At 47.2% G+C, this 21,733-nt stretch carries 20 protein-coding genes; all 20 read left to right on the top strand.

What is annotated here, in order from left to right; genetic code table 11:
• Window positions 1–17: 17 nt before the first annotated feature.
• The 20 genes from MKX60_RS10875 (at window position 18) to glyS (ending at window position 21,616) form a co-directional block, all read left to right on the top strand.
• A complete protein-coding gene (locus MKX60_RS10875; protein WP_076299667.1) occupies window positions 18–1,199 on the top strand; it encodes an exonuclease SbcCD subunit D in 1,182 nt (393 codons plus the stop codon).
• Between the two features lies 1 nt (window position 1,200).
• A complete protein-coding gene (locus MKX60_RS10880) occupies window positions 1,201–4,614 on the top strand; it encodes an SMC family ATPase (protein WP_341059768.1) in 3,414 nt (1,137 codons plus the stop codon).
• A 366-nt stretch (window positions 4,615–4,980) separates the two neighbouring features.
• The gene (locus tag MKX60_RS10885; protein ID WP_042130338.1) at window positions 4,981–5,340 is read left to right on the top strand and encodes a histidine triad nucleotide-binding protein; all 360 of its coding nucleotides are present in this window, start codon (window positions 4,981–4,983) and stop codon (window positions 5,338–5,340) included.
• A gap of 139 nt (window positions 5,341–5,479) precedes the next feature.
• The gene (gene rpsU / locus MKX60_RS10890) at window positions 5,480–5,653 is read left to right on the top strand and encodes a 30S ribosomal protein S21 (protein WP_036657994.1); all 174 of its coding nucleotides are present in this window, start codon (window positions 5,480–5,482) and stop codon (window positions 5,651–5,653) included.
• Between the two features lie 15 nt (window positions 5,654–5,668).
• Window positions 5,669–6,112: a GatB/YqeY domain-containing protein gene (locus MKX60_RS10895; RefSeq protein ID WP_042190953.1), complete on the top strand. Its 444-nt coding sequence runs from the start codon at window positions 5,669–5,671 to the stop codon at window positions 6,110–6,112.
• Window positions 6,113–6,251: 139 nt separating this feature from the next.
• Window positions 6,252–7,616, top strand: a complete 1,365-nt coding sequence (locus tag MKX60_RS10900; RefSeq protein ID WP_149647677.1) for an NfeD family protein — start codon at window positions 6,252–6,254, stop codon at window positions 7,614–7,616.
• Window positions 7,617–7,679: 63 nt separating this feature from the next.
• Complete coding sequence (gene floA / locus MKX60_RS10905; protein WP_042190951.1) at window positions 7,680–8,681, top strand: flotillin-like protein FloA; 1,002 nt, start codon at window positions 7,680–7,682, stop codon at window positions 8,679–8,681.
• An 18-nt stretch (window positions 8,682–8,699) separates the two neighbouring features.
• The gene (locus MKX60_RS10910; protein WP_076284785.1) at window positions 8,700–9,251 is read left to right on the top strand and encodes a hypothetical protein; all 552 of its coding nucleotides are present in this window, start codon (window positions 8,700–8,702) and stop codon (window positions 9,249–9,251) included.
• A 169-nt stretch (window positions 9,252–9,420) separates the two neighbouring features.
• Complete coding sequence (gene yqfC / locus MKX60_RS10915; protein ID WP_060621997.1) at window positions 9,421–9,714, top strand: sporulation protein YqfC; 294 nt, start codon at window positions 9,421–9,423, stop codon at window positions 9,712–9,714.
• Window positions 9,711–10,892, top strand: coding sequence for a sporulation protein YqfD (gene yqfD, locus MKX60_RS10920; RefSeq protein WP_076284784.1), 1,182 nt, complete (start codon window positions 9,711–9,713; stop codon window positions 10,890–10,892). Before yqfC ends, yqfD begins: the two co-directional genes overlap by 4 nt.
• Window positions 10,893–10,907: 15 nt before the next feature.
• Window positions 10,908–11,879 (top strand): PhoH family protein, encoded by a 972-nt coding sequence (locus MKX60_RS10925; RefSeq protein WP_042190944.1) that lies wholly within the window; start codon window positions 10,908–10,910, stop codon window positions 11,877–11,879.
• Window positions 11,880–11,893: 14 nt separating this feature from the next.
• Window positions 11,894–14,149 (top strand): HD family phosphohydrolase, encoded by a 2,256-nt coding sequence (locus MKX60_RS10930; RefSeq protein WP_076284783.1) that lies wholly within the window; start codon window positions 11,894–11,896, stop codon window positions 14,147–14,149.
• A complete protein-coding gene (ybeY, locus tag MKX60_RS10935) occupies window positions 14,146–14,643 on the top strand; it encodes an rRNA maturation RNase YbeY (RefSeq protein ID WP_076117315.1) in 498 nt (165 codons plus the stop codon). Before MKX60_RS10930 ends, ybeY begins: the two co-directional genes overlap by 4 nt.
• Complete coding sequence (locus MKX60_RS10940) at window positions 14,643–15,038, top strand: diacylglycerol kinase family protein (RefSeq protein ID WP_341059769.1); 396 nt, start codon at window positions 14,643–14,645, stop codon at window positions 15,036–15,038. Before ybeY ends, MKX60_RS10940 begins: the two co-directional genes overlap by 1 nt.
• Before the next feature lie 204 nt (window positions 15,039–15,242).
• A complete protein-coding gene (locus MKX60_RS10945) occupies window positions 15,243–15,662 on the top strand; it encodes a cytidine deaminase (RefSeq protein WP_042130321.1) in 420 nt (139 codons plus the stop codon).
• Between the two features lie 631 nt (window positions 15,663–16,293).
• On the top strand, window positions 16,294–17,187 hold the full coding sequence (gene era, locus MKX60_RS10950) for a GTPase Era (RefSeq protein ID WP_042190933.1): 894 nt from the start codon (window positions 16,294–16,296) through the stop codon (window positions 17,185–17,187).
• Window positions 17,188–17,299: 112 nt separating this feature from the next.
• Window positions 17,300–17,443, top strand: coding sequence for a YqzL family protein (locus MKX60_RS10955; protein ID WP_076117313.1), 144 nt, complete (start codon window positions 17,300–17,302; stop codon window positions 17,441–17,443).
• A gap of 36 nt (window positions 17,444–17,479) precedes the next feature.
• The gene (gene recO, locus MKX60_RS10960; RefSeq protein WP_341059770.1) at window positions 17,480–18,235 is read left to right on the top strand and encodes a DNA repair protein RecO; all 756 of its coding nucleotides are present in this window, start codon (window positions 17,480–17,482) and stop codon (window positions 18,233–18,235) included.
• A gap of 425 nt (window positions 18,236–18,660) precedes the next feature.
• Window positions 18,661–19,548 carry a glycine--tRNA ligase subunit alpha gene (glyQ, locus tag MKX60_RS10965; protein ID WP_042130314.1) on the top strand — a complete coding sequence of 296 codons (888 nt, stop codon included), beginning with the start codon at window positions 18,661–18,663 and terminating at the stop codon, window positions 19,546–19,548.
• Complete coding sequence (gene glyS / locus MKX60_RS10970) at window positions 19,541–21,616, top strand: glycine--tRNA ligase subunit beta (RefSeq protein ID WP_341059772.1); 2,076 nt, start codon at window positions 19,541–19,543, stop codon at window positions 21,614–21,616. Before glyQ ends, glyS begins: the two co-directional genes overlap by 8 nt.
• The last annotated feature ends 117 nt before the right edge of the window (window positions 21,617–21,733 follow it).

The following is a 21,733-nucleotide window of genomic DNA, read 5'->3' on the forward strand; positions in this document are numbered from 1 at the left end:
GGGGAAAGAGGACGAAGATGCGGATATTGCATACGGGAGATTGGCACCTCGGCCGAACGCTGGAAGGAAGAAGCCGGCAGAAGGAGCAAGAGCAGTTCATAGATGAATTGGTGGAGATCGCCGATTTTCATAAAGTGGATTTGATAATGATGGCGGGAGATGTGTACGATTCCGTTAATCCACCAGCGGCTTCAGAACAACTATTCTATGAGGCTGCCGCAAGGCTGACTGCAGGGGGCAGGCCCCTTGTTGTGATTGCCGGAAACCATGATCAACCGGAGCGCGTATCTTCAGTTTCACCGCTTGTATTAAGGCAGGGGATTACATTAGTGGGGCTTCCTACCTCAGAGCCAGTGACTGTTCATGCTGCACGCACGGGTGAGATCGCCAAAATCGCAGCTCTTCCTTATCCCTCCGAGGCGCGTCTCGGTGAACTGCTTGCAGGAGATAGCGGAGAAGAGGAGCTTCGACTGGCTTATAGTGCACGGGTTGGCAAGCTCATGCAGCTGTTGGGACGGGAATTCACGCCGCAGACTGTAAATTTGGCGATGAGTCATATTTATGTGCTTGGTGGTGTGGAAAGTGATTCGGAACGTCCAATTCAAGTGGGCGGAGCGTATACCGTTGATCCTTCTGCTTTGGCTTGTGGAGCGCAATATACTGCACTAGGTCATCTTCATCGCGCACAACGTGTCAAAGGGGAAGGAATGATCCGTTACAGCGGATCTCCGCTGGCATACAGTTTTTCTGAAGCAGGACAGGCTAAATCGGTGACGCTTATTGATGTTGCGCCGGGTGGTGAGCCAACCTTTGAAGAAATTTATCTTCGCTGTGGGCGTCCGCTTGTAAGATGGAGCTCCACTGGTGGATTGCAGGAGGTATATAACTGGCTGGATGAAGGTAGAGATGCTTCTGCTTTTATAGATTTGGAGATTCGGCTTAGTGAAGCCATGTCGATGAATGATATTCAGCGCCTGCGCAAATCACGCGAGGGGATCATTCATATTCGTCCCATCTACCCGCAAATGGAGATGGAGCTCGAACAAACTGCCCGTTCACGAATGCCGGTGCAAGAATTGTTCCGTAAATTCTATCAGCGTCAGACAGGTGGAGCAGAACCGGAGGATAGCTTGATAGAGCTGTTCTTACAGCTAACCGAAGAAGAACGGCGTCAGCCGGAGGAAGGAGAGGAGAACTAAGGTGAAACCTATTCTATTAAAAGTAGCAGGATTACAGAGTTATAGAGAAATGCAAGAAATAGATTTTGAAAGTCTGTGTGAGACGGGTCTGTTTGGGATTTTTGGACCTACGGGCAGCGGCAAGTCTAGCTTGCTGGATGCTATTACTTTGGCGATGTACGGGAAAGTGGAACGTGCCGTTAATGGAACACAGGGGATTATGAACCACTCTGAAGATTCACTCAGCGTGGCGTTTACCTTTGAGCTCACTTCTTCCGCGGGGGCACATCGTTATCGTGTTGAAAGGAAGTTCAAGCGGACTGGTGAACAAACTGTCAGCAACACGATTAGCCGTTTCATTGAAATCACACCTGACGGTGATAATGTTATGGCGGATAAGCTCGCAGATGTTACACGCTGTGTGGAGGAGCATATCGGTCTAAAAATGGATGACTTCACGCGAGCGGTTGTATTGCCGCAGGGGAAATTTGCCGAATTCTTATCACTTCGTGGCGTAGATCGTCGGCAAATGCTGCAACGCCTGTTCCATCTGGAACAGTATGGCGATCAGCTGGCAATTAAGCTTAGTCGCCGGGTGAAGGAGAATGAGGCTGCGCTCCGCGCGCTGGAAGCGGAGCAGCAGGGTCTTGGCAGCGCAGGCAAAGGGGATGTAGAGGCAGCGGCGGAGCGCCTCGAGCAGGCCACCCTTTATGCTGCGGAATGCCGCCGCAAACTGGAGGCGGCGCTGCAGGTCTCGGAGCGTTTTGCGCGTATACGCGAGCTCCAAGAGGAACGGACCCGCCGCGAGTTACAGCGGCAGGGGCTGCTCGCCAAGGAGGAGGAGATTCTCCTCTTTGAACAGAAGCTCGGCCAAGCTGACGAGGCCGAGGCAAGGCTTCCCGCGCTGAAAGCATGGCGCAGCGCGGAAGAAGCCTTTAAGAGCCGATTGGCCCGCGCGGAGGGCCAATCGGTGATGGCCGCCGCCGCCGAGCAGGAGGCGGCGCGTGCCGCTGCCGTCGCGGCTGCTGCGCAGGCCGCACTTGCGGCGGAAGAGCCGGCCCTCCGGGAGGGGGCCGGCACCTACCGCCGCGCGCTCGAGCTCGAGTCCGAGCTCGGCGGCCTACGGCGCGAACTCGCGGCTCTGCGCGAGCGCCGCGAAGAGGCCTCCCGCAAGCTGGCGGAGCTGCGGGAGGGAATGGCCCGGGAGCGTGAGCTTTTGGCCAAGGGCCAAAAGCGCCAGCAAGAGCTGCAGCAAAGCTTGCAGCCGCTCGGTGTCCGCTCCCAGGAGCGGCAGTCTCTGCAAGAAGCGATGCAGAGACTGCAAGGGCTGCACTCCGCCGAATCCCAGTGGGATAAGGCGGAGAAGGAGCGCCGCGAGCGTGCCGCTGCACTCGCGGCTGCGCAGGCGCGACTCGCGGAGGCCGAGGGCCGTCGCGAGCTGCAGGAAGCTGCTCGCGGGCAACTGATCCGCGAGGCGGCGCTGCATCAAGAGAAGCTGCTGGCGACAGAAGAAGCTGCGCGCGCCGCAGCGGAGCGCCTGGAGCAACATGTCAGCACTTTGGAAGCGGCTATGAAGGATCAAGAGCTTCACAGATTATCGTTAGCACTAGCTAAGGAGCTGGAAGAAGGACAACCCTGCCCTGTATGCGGCAGCGAGCATCATCCTTCACCTGCATTATTGCAGGATAGCTTAGAGCAACAAGAACTGGAAATGAAGCTTCAGCAAGTCCGAACATTGTCTAGACGGGCTTTGGAAGCTCGTCATCTGTTCCGTGGTCTTCGTGAACAGGATCAAGTATGGCTGGAGCAGGTATTTGGAAATGAAGTCATCGAAGCGGCAAATCACCCTGCAGCTGCAGGTTCAGAAGTAAGTAGTGCAGTTACTTCCACCGATTTAATCATTCCAGATGAAAAAGCCTTGGCAGAACTTGAAGCTGCACATTTGGGATTAAAAGGACAGTCAGGTGAAGTACGCCGAACTGCGGTACAGTGGCAGCAATCGATGCAGGAGGTCCAGCAGCTGTGCCTCAAAGAAGCGGCAGCTGTCGCAGGTGAACGGAGCTGGGTAGAAGGAATTGCTGCCAAAGCTGAGGAACTCAGCGCCCAGCTAACGGCTCTACGGCAGAACTGGACACAGCAGTTCCCGGATCTGGCACCTGGAGAAGTGGAACAAGCTTACCGTGATCTGTTAGCTAAGGATGCACAAGCTGAAGAAATTAGATCTCGACTTGATATCAGTGTCAAGTTTCTGGAGGAGAAAAGTGCTTCAGTGCAGAACCTTCAAGAGACCATAACGGGGCTGGATAAAGAGCTGGCTCAGTGGATCACACAGATCGAAGGCAAGGAAGAATTGCAGCGTGAAAAAGAACAGCGTCTACTGGAGTGGACGAATGGTCGTTCTGCTGCTCCTCTTCTTGCGGAATGTGAAGGACGTCTGCAGGAATTGTTAACTGCTCTGGAGACAAGCAAGCAGTCACATCTCGCAGCGGCGGAGAAGGCTCAGCATGAGGTTAAGGAAGCAGCGATTACTCGCCAGGCTGCGGAATCTGCGCGTGAACATTACGTAGCAGCTACCAGTCATTGGGAACAAAGTTTGGCTTCTTCACCGTTTAGTTCAGCCACTGAGGTTGAAGGAGCAGCGCTCACATCCGAAGCAAGGGAAATGGCTTATTCCCGCGTACGTGCTCATCGTGCCGAAGAAGCTGAGGTCTCGTTGCAACTGCGTAATATTGAAGAAAAGCTTGACGGAGCCAGCTTAAGTGAAGAAGAATGGCAAGAAAGTCAGGGGATCTTAAGAGAAAGCAAGGCTGAGGATGAAGTATCTCTTCAGTCAAGAGCACGTGCAGAGCGTGATCTGGAGGACCTGCGGCATCGACATATTCGCTGGATGGAGCTCGAAGCTAAGCGGATTGAGCACGCTTCTATGCAAGATCAACTCTCCAAACTACAGACGGTCTTACGTGGGAACGCCTTTGTTGAGTACATTGCTGAGGAACAATTGATGCAGGTGTGTCAGTCCGCTTCCCAGCGGCTTCGATTCCTGAGTAAGCAGCGTTATGCATTGGAGGTTGATTCGGGTGGCGGCTTTGTGATCCGTGATGACGGGAACGGCGGGGTGAGAAGACCTGTCTCAACCCTGTCTGGTGGAGAGACCTTCCTAACATCCCTTTCGCTGGCACTTGCTCTTTCAGCTCAGATCCAGCTGCGTGGGCAATATCCGTTACAATTTTTCTTCTTAGATGAAGGGTTTGGTACTCTCGACCCAGAGCTGCTGGATACAGTGATTACTTCACTTGAAAGGTTGCATAATGACCAGCTGTCTGTCGGTATTATCAGCCACGTTCCAGAGCTTCGTGCAAGGTTACCGCGCAAGCTGGTGGTAGTTCCTGCTGAACAAGGTGGAGGGGGATCTCGTATCCTTTTGGAAAAAATGTGAAGCATTTTAAACTGTGTGATCGATATCACAGATACAGCATCAACGCGCTGTTATAATACAGCTAAGCCGACATTACTTTAGAAACACCTCGGCGGACGTATGACCGGGAATGTACTCCTTTTCATACGTCCGCCGCCGAATCAGCTTTATAAGCTGTGAAGGGTGTTTCTCTTTTTTTTGCCTTTTTAGGCCCTACGGGTATATATATAGCTCAACTTCATTTGTAAACGGATTTCATTTCGTAATAGATACAGTTTTAGAGTGTGGATGTTGAATCTTCTAGCGTCTTTCGTAATTGGTGATTATCCTGTATGATTACCTTATGATGAAGTGGAATTTCACCAATTTTTAGGAGGCAAGCACTCTATGGAGACCGTGTTTAGCAAAATTATTGAGGGTACTATTCCTTCCAAAAAAGTATTTGAGAACGAACGTATTCTTGCATTCTACGACATCGAGCCGGCTGCACCGGTACATGTGTTGATCATTCCAAAGAAGTTCATTGCTTCCATGAATGATGTCACACCTGAGGATCTTCCGCTAATTGCAGAAATTCACAGTGTAGCGCAACAGATCGCTATCGACCTTGGGATTGCCGAATCTGGTTATCGTTTGATCAATAATTGTGGTCCAGATAGTGGACAAGCTGTGCCTCATCTTCATTATCACTTGCTTGGTGGGGCCAAGCTGGGAGCTCTCACAGGAAACTCAGCTTCTCACGCATAGTACAATCATTAAATGTTGAAGAACTTGCCAGAAAAAAAGAATAACACGAAGGTTGACACCCTATTTCCGTTTGACCTATAATGGAATTTGATAAACCGTGTTATGCTCTTGGACGGTATGGTCGGAGGGAGGGGAAACTGTGTCTGAAACGAAAGTTCGCAAAAACGAGACAATTGATGCTGCACTTCGTCGCTTTAAACGTTCCATCGCAAAAGATGGTGTCTTGGCTGAGGTGAAGAAACGCAAACATTACGAAAAGCCAAGCGTTAAGAAAAAGCTGAAGTCTGAGGCTGCTCGTAAGAGAAAGTTTTAGGAGGATTACCCACGCATGAATCTTAGCGAGAGATTGAACGAAGATATGAAGCAAGCGATGAAGAGTAAGGACAAGTTCACGCTCTCCACGATTCGAATGGTTCGTTCTACAATAAAGTATCTTGAAATAGATTTGAAGAGAACATTGGACGACAACGAAGTGCTTGATATCCTTAGTCGTGAAATCAAACAGCGCAAAGATGCCCTCCAAGAATTTGAATCAGCGGGTCGCGACGAGCTTGCCGCGAGTACGAAGGCAGAAATCGAGATTATTATTAAGTATCTTCCCGAGCAACTTTCCGAAGAAGAAATTAAAGCAATTGTACAGCAGACCATCCAGGAAACCGGTGCTTCTTCGAAAAGTGAAATGGGTAAGGTCATGAGCGCACTGATGCCTAAGGTCAAAGGTCGCGCCGATGGTAAACTCGTGAACCAAGCGGTTCAGCAATTTCTGCAATAATATAGCGCCAGCACCCCTTGTAAAAGGGGTGCTTTTCTTTGTTTTGAAACGTAATTACGCTTACAACGTAATAAAGTTTATGTGTCCCGGGTCAAGTTGAAGAAGGGAGGTAAAAACATTGAAAAGAATACGGAAAATTATGTTAGCCAGCATTCCAGTTGTTTTACTGCTATTGCTCTTAACGCCGTTTATCCCGAACGTCAGCGCTGATGTAACGGTACCAAAAGCACCAAAGGCTGCGAATGGTGAGATGAAGAAAGGCCCTGTGTTTATTATTCCGGTTGATCAGAAAATTGAAAGAGGTCTGCAAAGCTTTTTGGAAAGAGGGTTCGCAGAAGCTGCTAATTATGGAGCGGTTCTAATTGTACTGGAGGTCGATACACCGGGTGGACTGGTGAGTTCAGCAGAACAGATTGGGACGATGGTAAGAGATAGTGACATACCTACGGCTGCTTTTATTAAAGGTGATGCCGCTTCCGCAGGCAGTTACATAGCACTTAACGCAGGTGCAATCATCATGAAGCCGGGCAGCATGATCGGTTCTGCATCTCTAGTAGATAGTAGCGGCCAGAAAGTAGATGACGCGAAGATGGTCTCCTACTGGAAATCAAAAATGATTGGAGCCGCTGCTCTAAATGAGCGTGATCCTGATATTGCTGCGGGAATGGTCGATAGTAATTTGGTTGTGGATAAGCCAGATCTTGGCGTATCTAAAGCGCAGGGCGAAATTATTGCCTTGTCTAGTGACGAAGCTTTAAAAGCTGGTTATGCTGATCAAATTACAACCACTCCAGAAGAGGCAATTACTTGGTTAGGTTATACTACAGATGACATTTTTCGTGTGGAGCATACGGGTGCCGAGAAAATGTCGCAATTTCTGACGAATCCGATTATTATGACGATTTTGCTATTCATCGGGATCACAGGCATTGTGATTGAGTTGATCGTTCCGGGCTTCGGTGCACCTGGGATTATTGGGACATTAGCCTTTGTTTTATATTTTTTCGGAAATTCTGTAGCAGGGTTTGCCGGATCAGAGACTTGGCTTTTGTTCATAATCGGACTTGTCATGCTTGTGCTGGAGCTATTCGTGCCGAGCTTTGGGATATTGGGGATACTTGGTTCCGTGAGCCTTGTGGCAGGTGTCGTACGCGCAGCATACAGCTTCACACATGCATTGTTTAGTCTCGGTATCGCATTCGCGGCTGCAACAGTAGTCATTGTGATTGTGGCTGTCGCATTTAAAGAACGTGGAATTTGGAATAGGTTTATTTTAAAGGATACGCTCTCTAAAGATCAGGGATTTGTACCTGTTGAAGAAAAGTTAAGCTTAGTTGGAGCTATAGGAAACAGTATTACTCCACTTCGTCCATCCGGAACGGCTATGATTGGCGGCGAGCGAGTAGATGTCGTTACTGAAGGCAGCTTTATTAGCGTTAATGCACCGGTCTCTGTTGTAAAAGTTGAGGGCGGACGGATTGTGGTGAAGGAAATTAAGGAATAAGGTAAAAGATAAAGGGTATGGCGAATAGTAGCTCCACAATAATTTACTGGAGGTTGTAAAGTTATGGAAGCATCTTTAATTACTTTTTTGTTGATTGCGGTAGTCGTAGTCATTTTGTTGAGTGTCTTTTTAAGCTTCTTCCCGGTCATGCTCTGGATTTCTGCACTGGCGTCAGGGGTTAGGATTAGTATTATTACCCTAGTAGCGATGAGACTGCGTCGTGTAACACCAAGTCGAATCGTTAATCCAATGATTAAAGCGACTAAGGCAGGTCTTGGACTGAATATTAATCAACTGGAGAGCCACTATCTCGCAGGTGGTAACGTAGACCGGGTGGTTAATGCGCTTATTGCAGCACAACGTGCAGATATTCCTTTGGAATTTACACGCGCAGCGGCTATTGATCTTGCAGGACGCGATGTGCTTCAGGCTGTGCAAATGAGCGTTAACCCTCGTGTAATTGAAACACCAGTTGTTGCGGCTGTCGCTAAAAACGGGATTGAAGTTAAGGTAAAAGCACGTGTAACTGTACGTGCCAATATCGACCGTCTCGTGGGTGGTGCGGGTGAAGAAACAATCATTGCCCGTGTTGGTGAAGGGATTGTAACGACAGTAGGTTCAAGTGATTCACATAAAGATGTCTTGGAAAACCCGGATTTGATTTCTCGGACGGTATTGTCGAAAGGTCTGGATTCAGGTACTGCTTTTGAGATCCTCTCTATTGATATTGCGGATATCGATGTAGGCAAGAACATCGGTGCGTATCTTCAAACCGAACAAGCAGAAGCGGATAAACGTATTGCACAAGCTAAGGCAGAAGAACGCAGAGCAATGGCTGTCGCTCATGAGCAAGAGATGAAAGCGCGTGTAGTTGAGATGAAGGCGCTTGTTGTGGAAGCTGAATCTCAGGTGCCTATGGCGATGGCTGAGGCACTCAGAAATGGTCAAATCGGTGTGATGGACTACATGAACATCAAAAATATCGAGGCAGATACCCAAATGCGCGGTTCCCTCGGCAAAATGAATGATCAGGACGATAATAACCGTCCTAACAATAATAAATAAAAGGGGATGTGAATCTCCATGAGCTGGATCTATATTGTTGCGGTTATTATCTTCGCGATTGTATCCAATGTGAACAAAGCTACGAAGAACAAACCCAAAGGTACTACACGCGGAGGGATGCCGACCTTTGGCGGAGGAGACGGGAATCCTCTCCACCGTAATAAGGATGTAGACGGGAACAGAGATCAGCCAGAACAGTCTGGTAGCGGGTTTCCTGCTCCTGTTACTACATCCTCCCGTGAGTATGACGCATCACCTGCATTTCCAGAGCCTGCGTACATCCCGACACCAGATTATTCTACTGGAGAAGGTATGTCTTTGGAGCATGCTGATGACGGAGTTGAGTTACGCACACAAAGAATGCAGGAAGAGGTGCGGCGTCTTCAATCTGCTTTTGATGGAATAGCGGGAGCAGATCCCAGGTCGAAGAAGACGAAGAGTTCATCCCCTGATACAGATGTTCAGTCAAATAGAACAGGGAATAGGGATGAGCTGCGTAATGGTGTGGTTTGGGCGGAGATTCTAGGACCTCCGCGTGCTCGCCAGCCGCATTCCTCCCGAAGATCGTAATTTTCGGTCAAGTAACAATTAAGCCTTAGCTTTCTTATCTTAACGATAGGAAAGCTGAGGCTTTTTTATGTTTTTTATACCTGAAAGGTGCTCCTTTATGAGTTCTTCTCATAAACAAAAGCGTTGCCGCATAAGGTGTACAGAAGGCAGGAAGGGGGAGCGTCTACTTATGACCCGTATTGGCCGCAGGCTGCGGGGATGGACAAACGGGGTGTTGGATTTACCACAGGACTTACTACAGGAAATGCCCCGGATCACCCTGATCGGCAATAAGGAACTGTATATCGAGAATCATCGCGGCGTGCTGCATTTTTCCTCAGGCCAGCTTAAGCTCGCGTTAGCTAAAGGATCGCTTGAAATCACAGGCGAGGATCTTGTCATTCGCAATATTCTTGGTCAGGAGCTGGCGGTAGAAGGCATTATCGGAGAGATCAGATATAAAGAAAGCGAGGGGAAATCATGAAGGAACCACCTCTTTCATCACTGCGGGGATTCGTTACACTGCATGTGACGGGGCCTCAGGTGGAGAGATTCATTAATGTCATTTCTGAAGCAGGTATAGTGATTTGGGATGTGAGGCCCGCTGAGGGCGGCGCTTCCCTTAAGCTGCTTCTGAATGATTTTTATGTCCTCCGTCCGATTTTAAAGAAGACAGGCTGTCGGATGCACGTTACAGGAAGAAGCGGACTGCCTTTTTTGATGGCGCGGCTTTGGAAACGTAAATTTTTTGGCATGGGAATATTAGTATTCGGGATTATGCTCTTTATGTTATCCACGATGGTATGGAGCATTAGAGTCGAGGGAAATGAAAAAATTGCCTCTGAGGATATATTGGCAGCTGCTCGCCAGGAGGGGGTGTATCCTTTTCAATGGATATGGCGTCTGGATGAGCCGGACAAGCTCTCTAAGGGGCTCCTAGCCCAATTACCCGGCGTTTCATGGATAGGGGTGCAGCGGACGGGGACGAGCATTAAAATTCAGGTGGTAGAATCTAAACAGCCGGATATCAAACCTCTACTTAGTCAGCGGCATTTGATTAGCAGAACAGATGCGGTGGTAACTGAAATATATGCGGAGCAGGGCAGACCGGTTGTAGCGCGTAACTCACGGGTTAAAAAAGGGGATATCCTGATCTCGGGTGCTTTAGGCGACGAAGAGAATGTACAGTACGTGGTGGCTAAAGGTGAGGTTAAGGGTCTAGTGTGGCATGAATACAATATAGAAGTGCCTCTTACAACAACAAATAGCTCATATACAGGGGAGCGTAAAGATCGAACCTATCTGGTGCTTGGTAAATGGGCTATCCAGCTATGGGGTTATGGCGATTCTCCTTTTGAGAAATCACGAACACTTACTGAGCACGATCCGCTGTCCTGGCGGTCCATTAAGCTGCCGCTGGGCCTAATGACTGAGAAAGAAATGGAGATTAGTGAAACAAGTGAGACATTAACTCCAGAGGCTGGATTTGAAAAGGGAATAGAGCGAGCGAAGAATGATATTTTGGCGCGTTATGGCGTTGATAGCGTCATCAAAAGTCAAAAAGTTTTGCATGAGAAGAAAGAGAATGGTAAAGTTTATATGAAAGTGATCTTTGAAGTAGAAGAAAAAATTTCCGAAGAACTGCCAATAGTAAACAATTGAGGAGAATGAGGCTACTTGTCAGAACAGACTGCAAGCATTCGTATTACTTTGCAAAATGCGGGAGAAGCGCAATCGCTGTTCGGCCCGCAAGATGGATTCCTAAAAATCATCGAGAGTGAAATTCCTGCTATTATTGATTCCCGTGAAGCAGAGTTAACGATACGTGGTGCGGAGCGGGAAGTAGACATGCTGGGACAATTGTTTAATGTGTTGCTGTCCCTCATTCGGAGCGGTTACATACTTACTGAACGTGATGTGCAGTACGCTGTGGAGCTGGCGAAAGACTTTCGGGTCGATCAATTGCTCGATTTGTTCAAGGGAGAAATTACAACAACTTTTCGTGGAAAGCCTATCCGTGTCAAAACGATTGGCCAGAAGCATTATGTGACAACGATCAAGAAGCGTGATATTGTATTCGGAATCGGTCCTGCAGGAACGGGTAAGACCTACTTGGCGGTAGTGCTTGCAGTTACGGCACTTAAAGAAGGTTCTGTTAAGCGTATCATTCTTACGCGCCCAGCAGTAGAAGCAGGAGAGAGTCTAGGGTTCCTCCCAGGGGATTTGCAAGAAAAGGTAGATCCATACCTTCGTCCGTTATATGATGCCTTATACGACGTTATGGGGCCCGATCAGGTGGCTAAGGCACTCGAACGGGGATTGATTGAAATTGCTCCGCTCGCTTATATGCGTGGTCGTACGCTGGATGATTCATTTATTATTTTGGATGAAGCCCAGAATACAACGCCTGAGCAAATGAAAATGTTTTTGACTCGACTCGGCTTCGGGTCCAAAATGGTGATTACGGGTGACGTTACCCAGATTGACCTGCCTCGCGGCAAGAAATCCGGTTTGATTGAGGCTAAAGCGATTTTATCCGGCATAGAAGAACTCGGTTTTGTTTATTTTGCGGAGCAGGATGTAGTACGGCATTCCCTGGTGCAGAAAATTATCGTTGCCTATGACCGCTCTGCCGAAAACCTCCAATAAAGGGGATTGTCTTCATGGCTTCAAAGCAACCATCTAAATTAAGCGGATTTGTATATACGAACAACGGATGGAAGTATAGCGCGGCGACACGCTATGCTCTTTTCCTGTTACTCGGACTTGTGTTCTACTTCAGTCTGTCGCCCGATCTACTACCTAAGCGGTACGATATTAAAGAGAATACGCTCAGCGCGAAGGAGATAACAGCGCCTAAGCAAATTTTGGACAAGAAGGCAACACTAAAGGCGGCGGAAGAAGCGGCCGAAGGTGTATCTCCTAAGTATAAAATCATCCCGATGAGGGCCGATAATCTTGTGACATCGCTGCTGGACCGGATTGATCGTCTGAATCAGGATGATTTGATTTCGCAAAGCGATAAGACTGAGATTTATCGTGATGAGATCCCGCAGAGAGCCAATGATTTTATTTTGAATTTCATAGCCTCAAATCGGGGTGCAGGTACTTATTCCGATCATCTTTTGGAGGAAATGCAATCTGTCATAAAAGAGCAGACCTATGTCATTCCAGATGAAACTTACATTAAGATTCCGCGACTGACCTCTCAGGACATTATCGAAATGAAGCCTGTCGCTCGTGATATTGTGACTAGGCTGATGAACGATCAAATCACGGACGCCCAGACTGCGCGCGCCAAAGTGGCGGAGCAGGTCAGTATCAGCTCTCTGAGTCAGCGTACGGCGCGTGAGGTTGTGCAAGAGTTAGTCCGGCTCGTTATTACAAGCAATAAGTTCTATGACGAAGATGCAACGAAGGAAGCGAAGGTACAGGCTCGTGAGAACACACCTGATGTGTTTATTGAGCAAGGGGAGGTTCTTGTCGCTAAAGGGCAAAAAATCACCCCTGAGCTGTACGCCCTATTGGATGAGAATGGCCTGCTAAGCAATGAGGTCAACTATTGGCCTCAGGTTGGATTGCTATTACTTGCTACCATGCTATCTGCGGGTCTGATGGTGTTTATCCGTTACTCTGGCGGAACTGCGGGCTTCAAGTATAATAATTCCCAGTTATTAATGCTGGTGCTTGTGTTTGTTATTACGATCATCTCCATGCGGTTGACCGCAATTTTGCAGACGGATGTCCATTCCTATCTCGGGTATCTGGCTCCAGTAGCCATTGGTGCTATGCTGATTACCATGCTTCTGGATATGACATTAGCGTATTTCTGTTCTATTCTGATCAGTATACTCGCCAGTATCATTTTGAATGTTCAGCAGAATTCGGTGTTTGATTTTACCTTTGGCTTCTTTTCAATTGTTGTTTGTTATGTAGCTATTTTTGCCACTCATCGTGCAGGCCAGCGTTCCACATTATTAAAAGGCGGGATTATGGTATCCCTTTTTGGCTGTGTGACCGTCTTTATGCTGACCCTCTTAGCTGGTGGTGAATGGAAAGATGTAAGCACGCTGTATGCCGTTGGTTTTGCTTTTGCGAGTGGACTTTTGACTGCAGTGCTTGTGATTGGTCTGATGCCTTTCTTTGAAGCTACCTTTGGCATTCTATCTGCCCTGAAGCTGGTAGAGTTGTCTAATCCGAACCATCCCTTATTGCGCAAGCTTCTTACGGAAACACCAGGAACCTATCACCATAGCGTAATGGTAGGTAACTTGTCAGAAGCGGCCGCAGAAGCGATTGGAGCAGACGGACTATTGTGCCGGGTAGGATCGTATTATCATGATATTGGTAAAACAAAACGTCCGTTTTATTTTATTGAAAATCAGAATAATATGGAAAACCCACATGATTCTATTGAACCGAAGCTTAGTAAATCTATCATTGTAGCTCACGCCCGCGATGGGGTGGAGATGCAACGAGAATATAAGCTGCCCAAACCGATTCGTGATATTGCTGAGCAGCATCATGGGACGACGTTCCTGCATTATTTTTACCATAAAGCCCTGAAGCTGGCGGAAGAAAAAGGTGTAGAGCCTGATTTTACCGAGGAAGATTTCCGTTATCCTGGCCCGAAAGCCCAGTCGAAGGAATCGGCTGTTGTAGGAATTGCCGACAGTGTTGAAGCTGCGGTGCGATCCTTGCGCAAACCAACCGTCCTTCAGGTGGAAACGATGATTGAGAAAATTATTAAAAGTCGACTGGATGATCATCAGTTTGACGAATGTGATTTAACGATTAAAGAATTGGACATTATTGCACGGACGCTGAAAGAAACGGTCATGGGGATTTTCCATTCACGGATCGAATACCCAGAAGATGTGCGTAAGCCGAAAAAAGAGGAAGGGGCAGCTAACCCATGAGTTTGGAGATCGTTTGGGATAACGAGCAAGAAGAATACGAGATAAAGGACGATCTCATAGCACTGCTGGAGAGCATTTTGCAAAAAGCAGGTGAGGCGGAAGGGATCGATCAGGGAGAGGTTGCGCTTACTTTTGTCGATAACACTCGTATTCATGAGTTGAACTTGGAATATCGGGGAATTGACCGTCCGACGGACGTACTTTCTTTTGCGATGAATGAAAGCGGAGAGGACGAGCTGGACATTATATACGAAGTAGAAGAAGGCGAAGCGCTGGAAGATGTTCCGGATGTACTGGGAGATATCATCATTTCCGTAACTCGTGCTCAGGAGCAAGCGCAGGAATATGGTCATTCGCTGGAGCGTGAGCTTGGTTTCCTCTTTGTGCACGGATTTCTGCATTTGTTAGGATATGATCATCAGGATGAAGCTTCAGAGGCTGAAATGATGTCTAAGCAAGAGAAAGTACTAGCTCAGGTTGGGTTGACTCGCTAATGGTGAAGAACACGGCGGTAGGACATAAGAAGTTCTGGCACTCTTTTCGGTTTGCATCGCAAGGTATCGTATCGGCATTCAAATCCGAGCTTAACATGAAGGTGCATTGCTGTTTGGCTGTGGTTGTACTTGTTGCCGCTGCCGTGTTCAGACTTCCGCTGGCCAGTTGGATGTTGCTGCTCTTCTCAATCACGCTTGTCTTAACCGCCGAGTTGCTCAATACAGCAATTGAAGCGACGGTAGACTTGATCTCGCCGGAGATTCACCCACTGGCTAAGAGAGCAAAAGATACCGCCGCAGGAGCTGTGCTTCTTACGGCGGTGTTTGCTGTCTTAGTCGGGGTCTATGTTTTTTACCACCCGATGATGGACTGGATTACCGGACTTATGTCATAATCAGGTTACAATTCAATTCAGGGGAGAGGCGGACCCGCGTTTTGCGATTCCGCCTCTTTGGTTACTGGATGTTTAGGAAGCGAGTTTTGTACGAAGAAAATTCAATGAAGTATTGCTAACAAAACTAAGTGGATGCTTTGAAGCAAGTTTTGTACGAAGTGATTCCACGATGTAGCGCTAACAAAACTTTAGGAGGACCCAAATATGGATTCCGCTCTTCTTATGCAAGAAGCGATTAAAGCACGTGCTAAGGCATATATTCCTTACTCCCGATTCGGAGTTGGAGCCGCCCTTCTTGATCAGGATGGTCATATTCATCACGGATGTAATGTAGAAAATGCTGCTTTTGGCCCAACCAATTGTGCAGAGCGCACCGCGTTATTCCGTGCCATCGCTGACGGTCATGCTATCGGTTCTTTCAAGGCAATTGCCGTTGTTGCCGATTCCGATGGCCCCGTATCTCCTTGTGGTGTATGCCGCCAAGTTATGATCGAGTTGTGTTCACCCGACATGAAGGTTATCCTTGGAAACATGAAGGGCGATATTGTTGAAACGACGGTGGGAGAATTACTTCCCGGCGCTTTTGGTCCCGTAGATCTGAAGCAAGGACAAGCTCCAGAATAAATTTAGCTCATTGTTGAGTGTTAAGCTACTTTAGTTGCATTATATACAATTAAACTGCCACTATTTCGGTCCAAGCCTAATTTAGTTGCAGAATATACAATTAAATTTACGCTTTAATCCACATTTGGCTTTTGAAGTAGAACTTAGTTGCACAGAATGCAATTAAAACACCAAAAGCATAACTCAAACTCAAATTAGTTGTACAAAATACAATTAAAAGTGTGCGCTAACAATCAAGTTAGGCTAAAATCGTGCAAATTATGTGTTGTTAGAGTAACATTACGAGGTAAGCGCCGCGGCAACGCCGCCAGCGATTCTAATTACGTAAGGTTACTTGTAACACAGCCTAAAGCCAATCATCTCAGTAATCTTTATCCATGGTGAGCTTAATGCGAACCGTGTGAATAAGCGACAGTGAAGCGTGTCCCCGATAGGGGACGAAAGCGCTCATGCACGACCGTTTCTAATCCCGCCGAACGTTGCAGGTACGCCTATTTCCGGGTGTCCAGAGGGCCGGGGCCCTTGGGGTCCCCCTTGGCTAAGGGGGATTTAGGGGGATCGAAAAAGCTTTAAAAAAGATTGAATGATTGAAAAAGATTGAACTAGAAGGAAAGTATGGAAGGAAGATAATATGAAATTCAAATCAGGCTTTGTCGCAATTATCGGCAGACCGAACGTAGGCAAATCGACACTCATGAACCAGGTTATTGGACAGAAGATTGCAATCATGTCGGATAAGCCACAGACCACTAGAAACAAAATCCATGGGGTCTATACAACAAATAATTCGCAAATCGTGTTCCTGGACACACCAGGTATTCATAAAAGACAGTCCAAGCTAGGCGACTACATGAACCAAACTGCAATGAGCACGCTGGGTGAAGTTGAGGCTGTGCTGTTCCTTGTGGATGCTGCAGATGGTTTGGGCGGTGGAGACCGATACATTGCTGAGCAATTAAACGGACTTAAGACGCCAGTTATTCTTGTACTCAACAAGATCGATAAAATAGAGCCGGAAGCATTGCTCCCACTTATGGCTCAGTATAACAAGCTGCATAACTTTGCTGAAATCATTCCAATTTCTGCCAAGATGGGTAGCAATGTTAACACGCTATTAGAGCAAGTCGCTAAGTATTTACCAGAAGGTCCGCAATACTACCCAGAAGATCAAATTACGGATCACCCTGAGCAATTTGTGTGCGCAGAACTAATTCGTGAGAAGATTCTGCATTTGACGCGCGAAGAAGTACCGCATTCCATTGCTGTGGCTATCGAAGATATGAGGGTTGAGCCGAATGGTGTTGTGCATGTGTCTGCCGTTATTTTTGTTGAACGTGATTCTCAGAAGGGGATCATTATCGGTAAGCAAGGTGCGCTGCTGAAAGAGGTTGGCAGACGTGCTCGGACTGACATTGAGAACCTTTTGGGTTCGAAGATTTTTCTGGAGCTATGGGTAAAAGTGAAAAAAGACTGGCGTAATCAGGACCGCGTTCTGCGGGATTTGGGCTTCCATAAAGACCTTTAAGATCTTTATCCGTCATTCCTCGTTTGGCAGGAATTGCAAGGATAGAACCTGGCTCATCGCACATCCTAATTCTTGAAGAGACATCGTCTTTCCCAAGAAAGGATGAATACGAATGCGAAACTTTTCGTGGAAGTATTTTGCAATGACAGGAGACGTCGATGCTTACCTGCTATACAAGGAAGCTGGCTATCCACTTGAAGACAGTGGATTACAGCTAGTGGAAGAAGAGAAGGTCTGTGATGAAGAAGCGCAATAAGGACTGGTTGCTTGCCGAATGGTTGGGGGAAGAGGCATGCTACACAGGGTGGAAGGGATCGTCATCCGCAGCATGGACTACGGCGAGGGGAACGCAATTATTACGCTTTGCACCGAGAACGCCGGGAAAGTAGGAGTTCTGGTACGAGGTGCTAAGAAGGTTAAGAGCCGCCATGCTGCCCTGATCCAGCTGTTCACCGTCGGGGAATTTGTTTTTTTTAGAAATAACGGAGGTCTTGGAACGCTGAATTCCGGCGAGATCACGAAGTCTCACCACCCTCTGCGTGAGGATTTGATTAAAGCAGCATATGCATCATACGCTTGTGAACTGCTTGATAAAGTCCTGCATGATGAGGAGACGGGGAGCTTCTGGTTTCGCCAGCTTACGGCCTGCTTGAACGCACTTGAAGAAGATAAGGAACCTGGAGTTATCATAAATGTTTATGAAATGAAGATTTTGCAAGCAGCCGGTTATGGTCCAGAGTTCGACACCTGTGTGATATGTGGAGCTGAAAAGCCTGATGAACAACTGCTGATAAGCCCTCGCCTTGGTGGAGCACTCTGCCGCAGCTGTAAACATAATGATCCTCCAGCAATGGAGGTCTCTGCTCGTGCGTTGAAATTACTACGCTTATTCGCCAGACTTGATCTAACTAGATTAGGGAATGTGGATGTCAAAGAAAGCAGCCGTGATGAGCTAAAAAAAATTATGCGTGCCCTTATGGATGTGCAGCTTGGATTAAAGCTAAAATCACAGAATTTCCTGGATCAGCTCGACAAGTACAAGATTTGACGAAATCTGATTTTTCCGTTACTATAGGAACAGTTTAATTATAAGATTATCGCCGTTTTGCTCCACTTCGGGAGAACGTGCATTGATCGGGAAAGTAATGAGCGATATTGTCGCGATTCAGCGAGCTGGGGGTAGTGAGAGCCTGGCGGGACAATGTTCATGAACATGGCACCCGGGAGTACGGATACGGCGAATGAAAGTGGATTTCGTTCTTGTCTTTAGCAAGTGATATTGCTGAATCAAGGGTTGGAATCAAGTAGGGTGGAACCGCGGGAGAATAAGTTAAGCTCTCGTCCCTATGTCTGTTAATCAGGCATGGGGGCGGGGGTTTTTTGTTGCTGTCAGGAGCGAAAAATGCCGCCTCCATGGTAAGAAGTTTTAAGCAAGATGAACTAAAAAACTTGTAAAGCGAAGGAGACGGTATTATGAACTTTCAGCAGATGATTTTGACGCTGCAGCAGTTCTGGGCTGAACAGAACTGTATTATCGTACAGCCTTATGACACTGAAAAAGGTGCCGGTACGATGAACCCTATGACATTTTTACGCTCACTAGGTCCTGAACCATGGAGAGTTGCGTACGTAGAGCCTTCACGTCGCCCATCCGATGGACGTTATGGGGAGAATCCGAACCGTCTGTATCAGCATCATCAATTTCAAGTCATTATCAAACCATCGCCTGATAACATTCAAGAGATTTACTTGGATAGCTTGAAAGCACTCGGCATTGATCCGCTCTTGCATGATATCCGTTTTGTTGAGGATAACTGGGAGAACCCTTCACTGGGTTGTGCAGGTCTAGGATGGGAAGTATGGCTAGATGGTATGGAAATCACTCAGTTTACGTACTTCCAACAGGTCGGTGGAATTGAGGCCAATCCAGTTGCCGTAGAAATTACTTACGGAATGGAGCGGCTAGCATCCTACATTCAAGATAAAGAAAATGTATTTGATCTTGAATGGGTTAGCGGCATGACTTATGGTGATGTTTTTCATCAACCGGAGTTTGAACATTCTACTTACACCTTTGAAGTATCTGATGTAAAAATGCTATTTTCACTGTTCAACATGTACGAAGAAGAAGCGCGTAGAGCGATGGAGCAGCATCTTGTGTTCCCTGCCTATGATTACGTGTTGAAATGCTCACATAGCTTTAATCTGCTGGATGCACGTGGAGCCATCAGTGTTACTGAACGGACTGGATTTATTACCCGAGTGCGTAATCTTGCCCGCTCTGTAGCGGCAACATATCTTGAGGAACGCGAGAAGCTTGGCTTCCCGCTGCTGAAGAAAGAAGGTGCTGACCGTGTCTAAAGATATCCTGTTTGAGATCGGTCTGGAGGAAATTCCTGCACGTTTTATCCGCGCTGCGATGGAACAGCTGCAAGATAGAACATCCAAGTGGTTGGATTCTGCACGGATTACCCATGCTGGAGTTACTGCTTATGCAACGCCACGTCGTCTCGCTGTTTTTGTTAAGGATGCGGCTGAGAAGCAAGAGGATATCAGCGAAGAAGTCAAAGGACCATCACGCAAAATCGCACTGGATGCAAACGGGGACTGGAGCAAAGCTGCTTTAGGGTTTGCCCGCAGTCAGGGTGTATCTCCGGAGCAATTTACGTTCAAAGAGCTTGCTGGAGTTGAGTATATCTATGCTACTAGAAATAGTGCTGGGGTAGAGACAGCTTCGTTGCTTTCTGAAGGTCTTTTAGGGATCGTAAATGCGATGACTTTTCCTAAAAATATGCGTTGGGGAGCTTATGATTTTAAATTCGTGCGTCCGATCCGCTGGTTAGTTGCTCTTTTCGGGAAAGATATTATTGATTTGGAAATTACGGATGTAAAAGCGGGTAATATGAGCCGTGGACATCGTTTTCTGGGTACAGAGACTGTAATTTCGGAGCCTGCACAATATGTTGAGATCATGCGTGCGCAGCATGTCCTTGTAGACGTGAAGGAACGGGAAGAATTGATCCTGAAACAAATCAATCAATTGGCTGAAGAAAAAAGCTGGACGATTGCGATCAAAGAGGATCTTTTGGAGGAAGTACTGTTCCTAGTTGAAACACCAACCGTGTTGTTCGGAACCTTCGACCCATCTTTCTTGAACATTCCACAGGATGTACTGATTACTTCGATGCGTGAGCATCAGCGGTATTTCCCGGTATTTGATGCAGCGGGCAAACTTCTACCTTTCTTCGTAACGGTGCGTAACGGGAATGCAGTATCTTTGGATGTTATTGCTAAGGGTAATGAGAAGGTACTCCGTGCTCGTCTATCAGATGCCAAATTCTTCTATCAAGAAGATCAAAAGATGAAGATTGATGATGCACTAGCCAAATTGGAGAATATCGTCTACCATGAAGAGCTTGGCAGTGTTGGAGATAAAGTGCGTCGTATTCGCCAAATCTCCGATCGTCTTGCTGTAAAGTTGGGATTGTCTGATATAACCCTTTCTGAAGTAAGTCGGACTGCTGATATTTGCAAATTCGACCTTGTGACTCAAATGGTTTATGAATTCCCAGAACTTCAAGGCACCATGGGTGAAGATTATGCACGCAAAGCAGGAGAACCTGAAACTGTGGCAAAAGCAATATTTGAGCATTATCAACCAAGGTTCGCGGGTGATGCAGTACCATCGACAGATGCCGGTTCAGTTGTCAGCATTGCGGACAAGATCGATACGATTGTAGGTTGCTTCTCTATCGGTATTATCCCAACAGGCTCACAGGATCCTTACGCACTGCGTCGCCAGGCTGCAGGGATTGTTCAAATCGTGCTGGAGCATAAATTGCCGATTACGCTGCGCGAGATTTTTGAAGCAGCGATTGAAATTCATAAAAATTCAGGGAATTCGAAACATTCTGACGATGAACTACGTATAAACCTGTACGAGTTCTTCGGTCTGCGTGTTAAACGACTTTTATCCGACAATGTACGCTATGATGTTGTGGACGCTGTTACAGCAGCTGGCTTTGACAACGTGGTAGATGTTGTGGGCAGAAGCCGTGCGCTTATGGGTGCTGTGTTAGACCAAGCAGACTTTAAAATTACAGTAGATTCACTCACTCGTGTCAGTAATTTGGCAGCTAAAGCAACCAGCGAAGTGATTGATCCTTCATTACTTAAAGAAGATGCTGAGCTGAAGCTGTACAATACATGGCAGGAATTACACACACCGTATCTTGAAGCGATGTCCGCGAATAATGCCGAAGAAGCACTCCGTATTCTCTCGGGTCTAAAAGATGCTGTTACAGCATTTTTCGATTCCGTTATGGTTATGGCAGAGGATGAGCAGGTACGTGCTAACCGTTTAGCTTTGCTAGCTGGTATTGATGCTGACTCCAAGGCGTTTGCTGATTTTGGCAAGCTCGTTTGGTAAACGACTGAGCACCGGAGTTCCCGGCTGAATTCAAGATTCGACATTTGATCAAAGGACAGCTTTTTGAACAACATCTATAAGAAAAGTTTGTGTCTTATGGTATAGAATGTTGGTTTG

The organism is Paenibacillus sp. FSL R5-0914 (genome assembly GCF_038004525.1).
Classification (GTDB): Bacteria; Bacillota; Bacilli; order Paenibacillales; family Paenibacillaceae; genus Paenibacillus_AQ.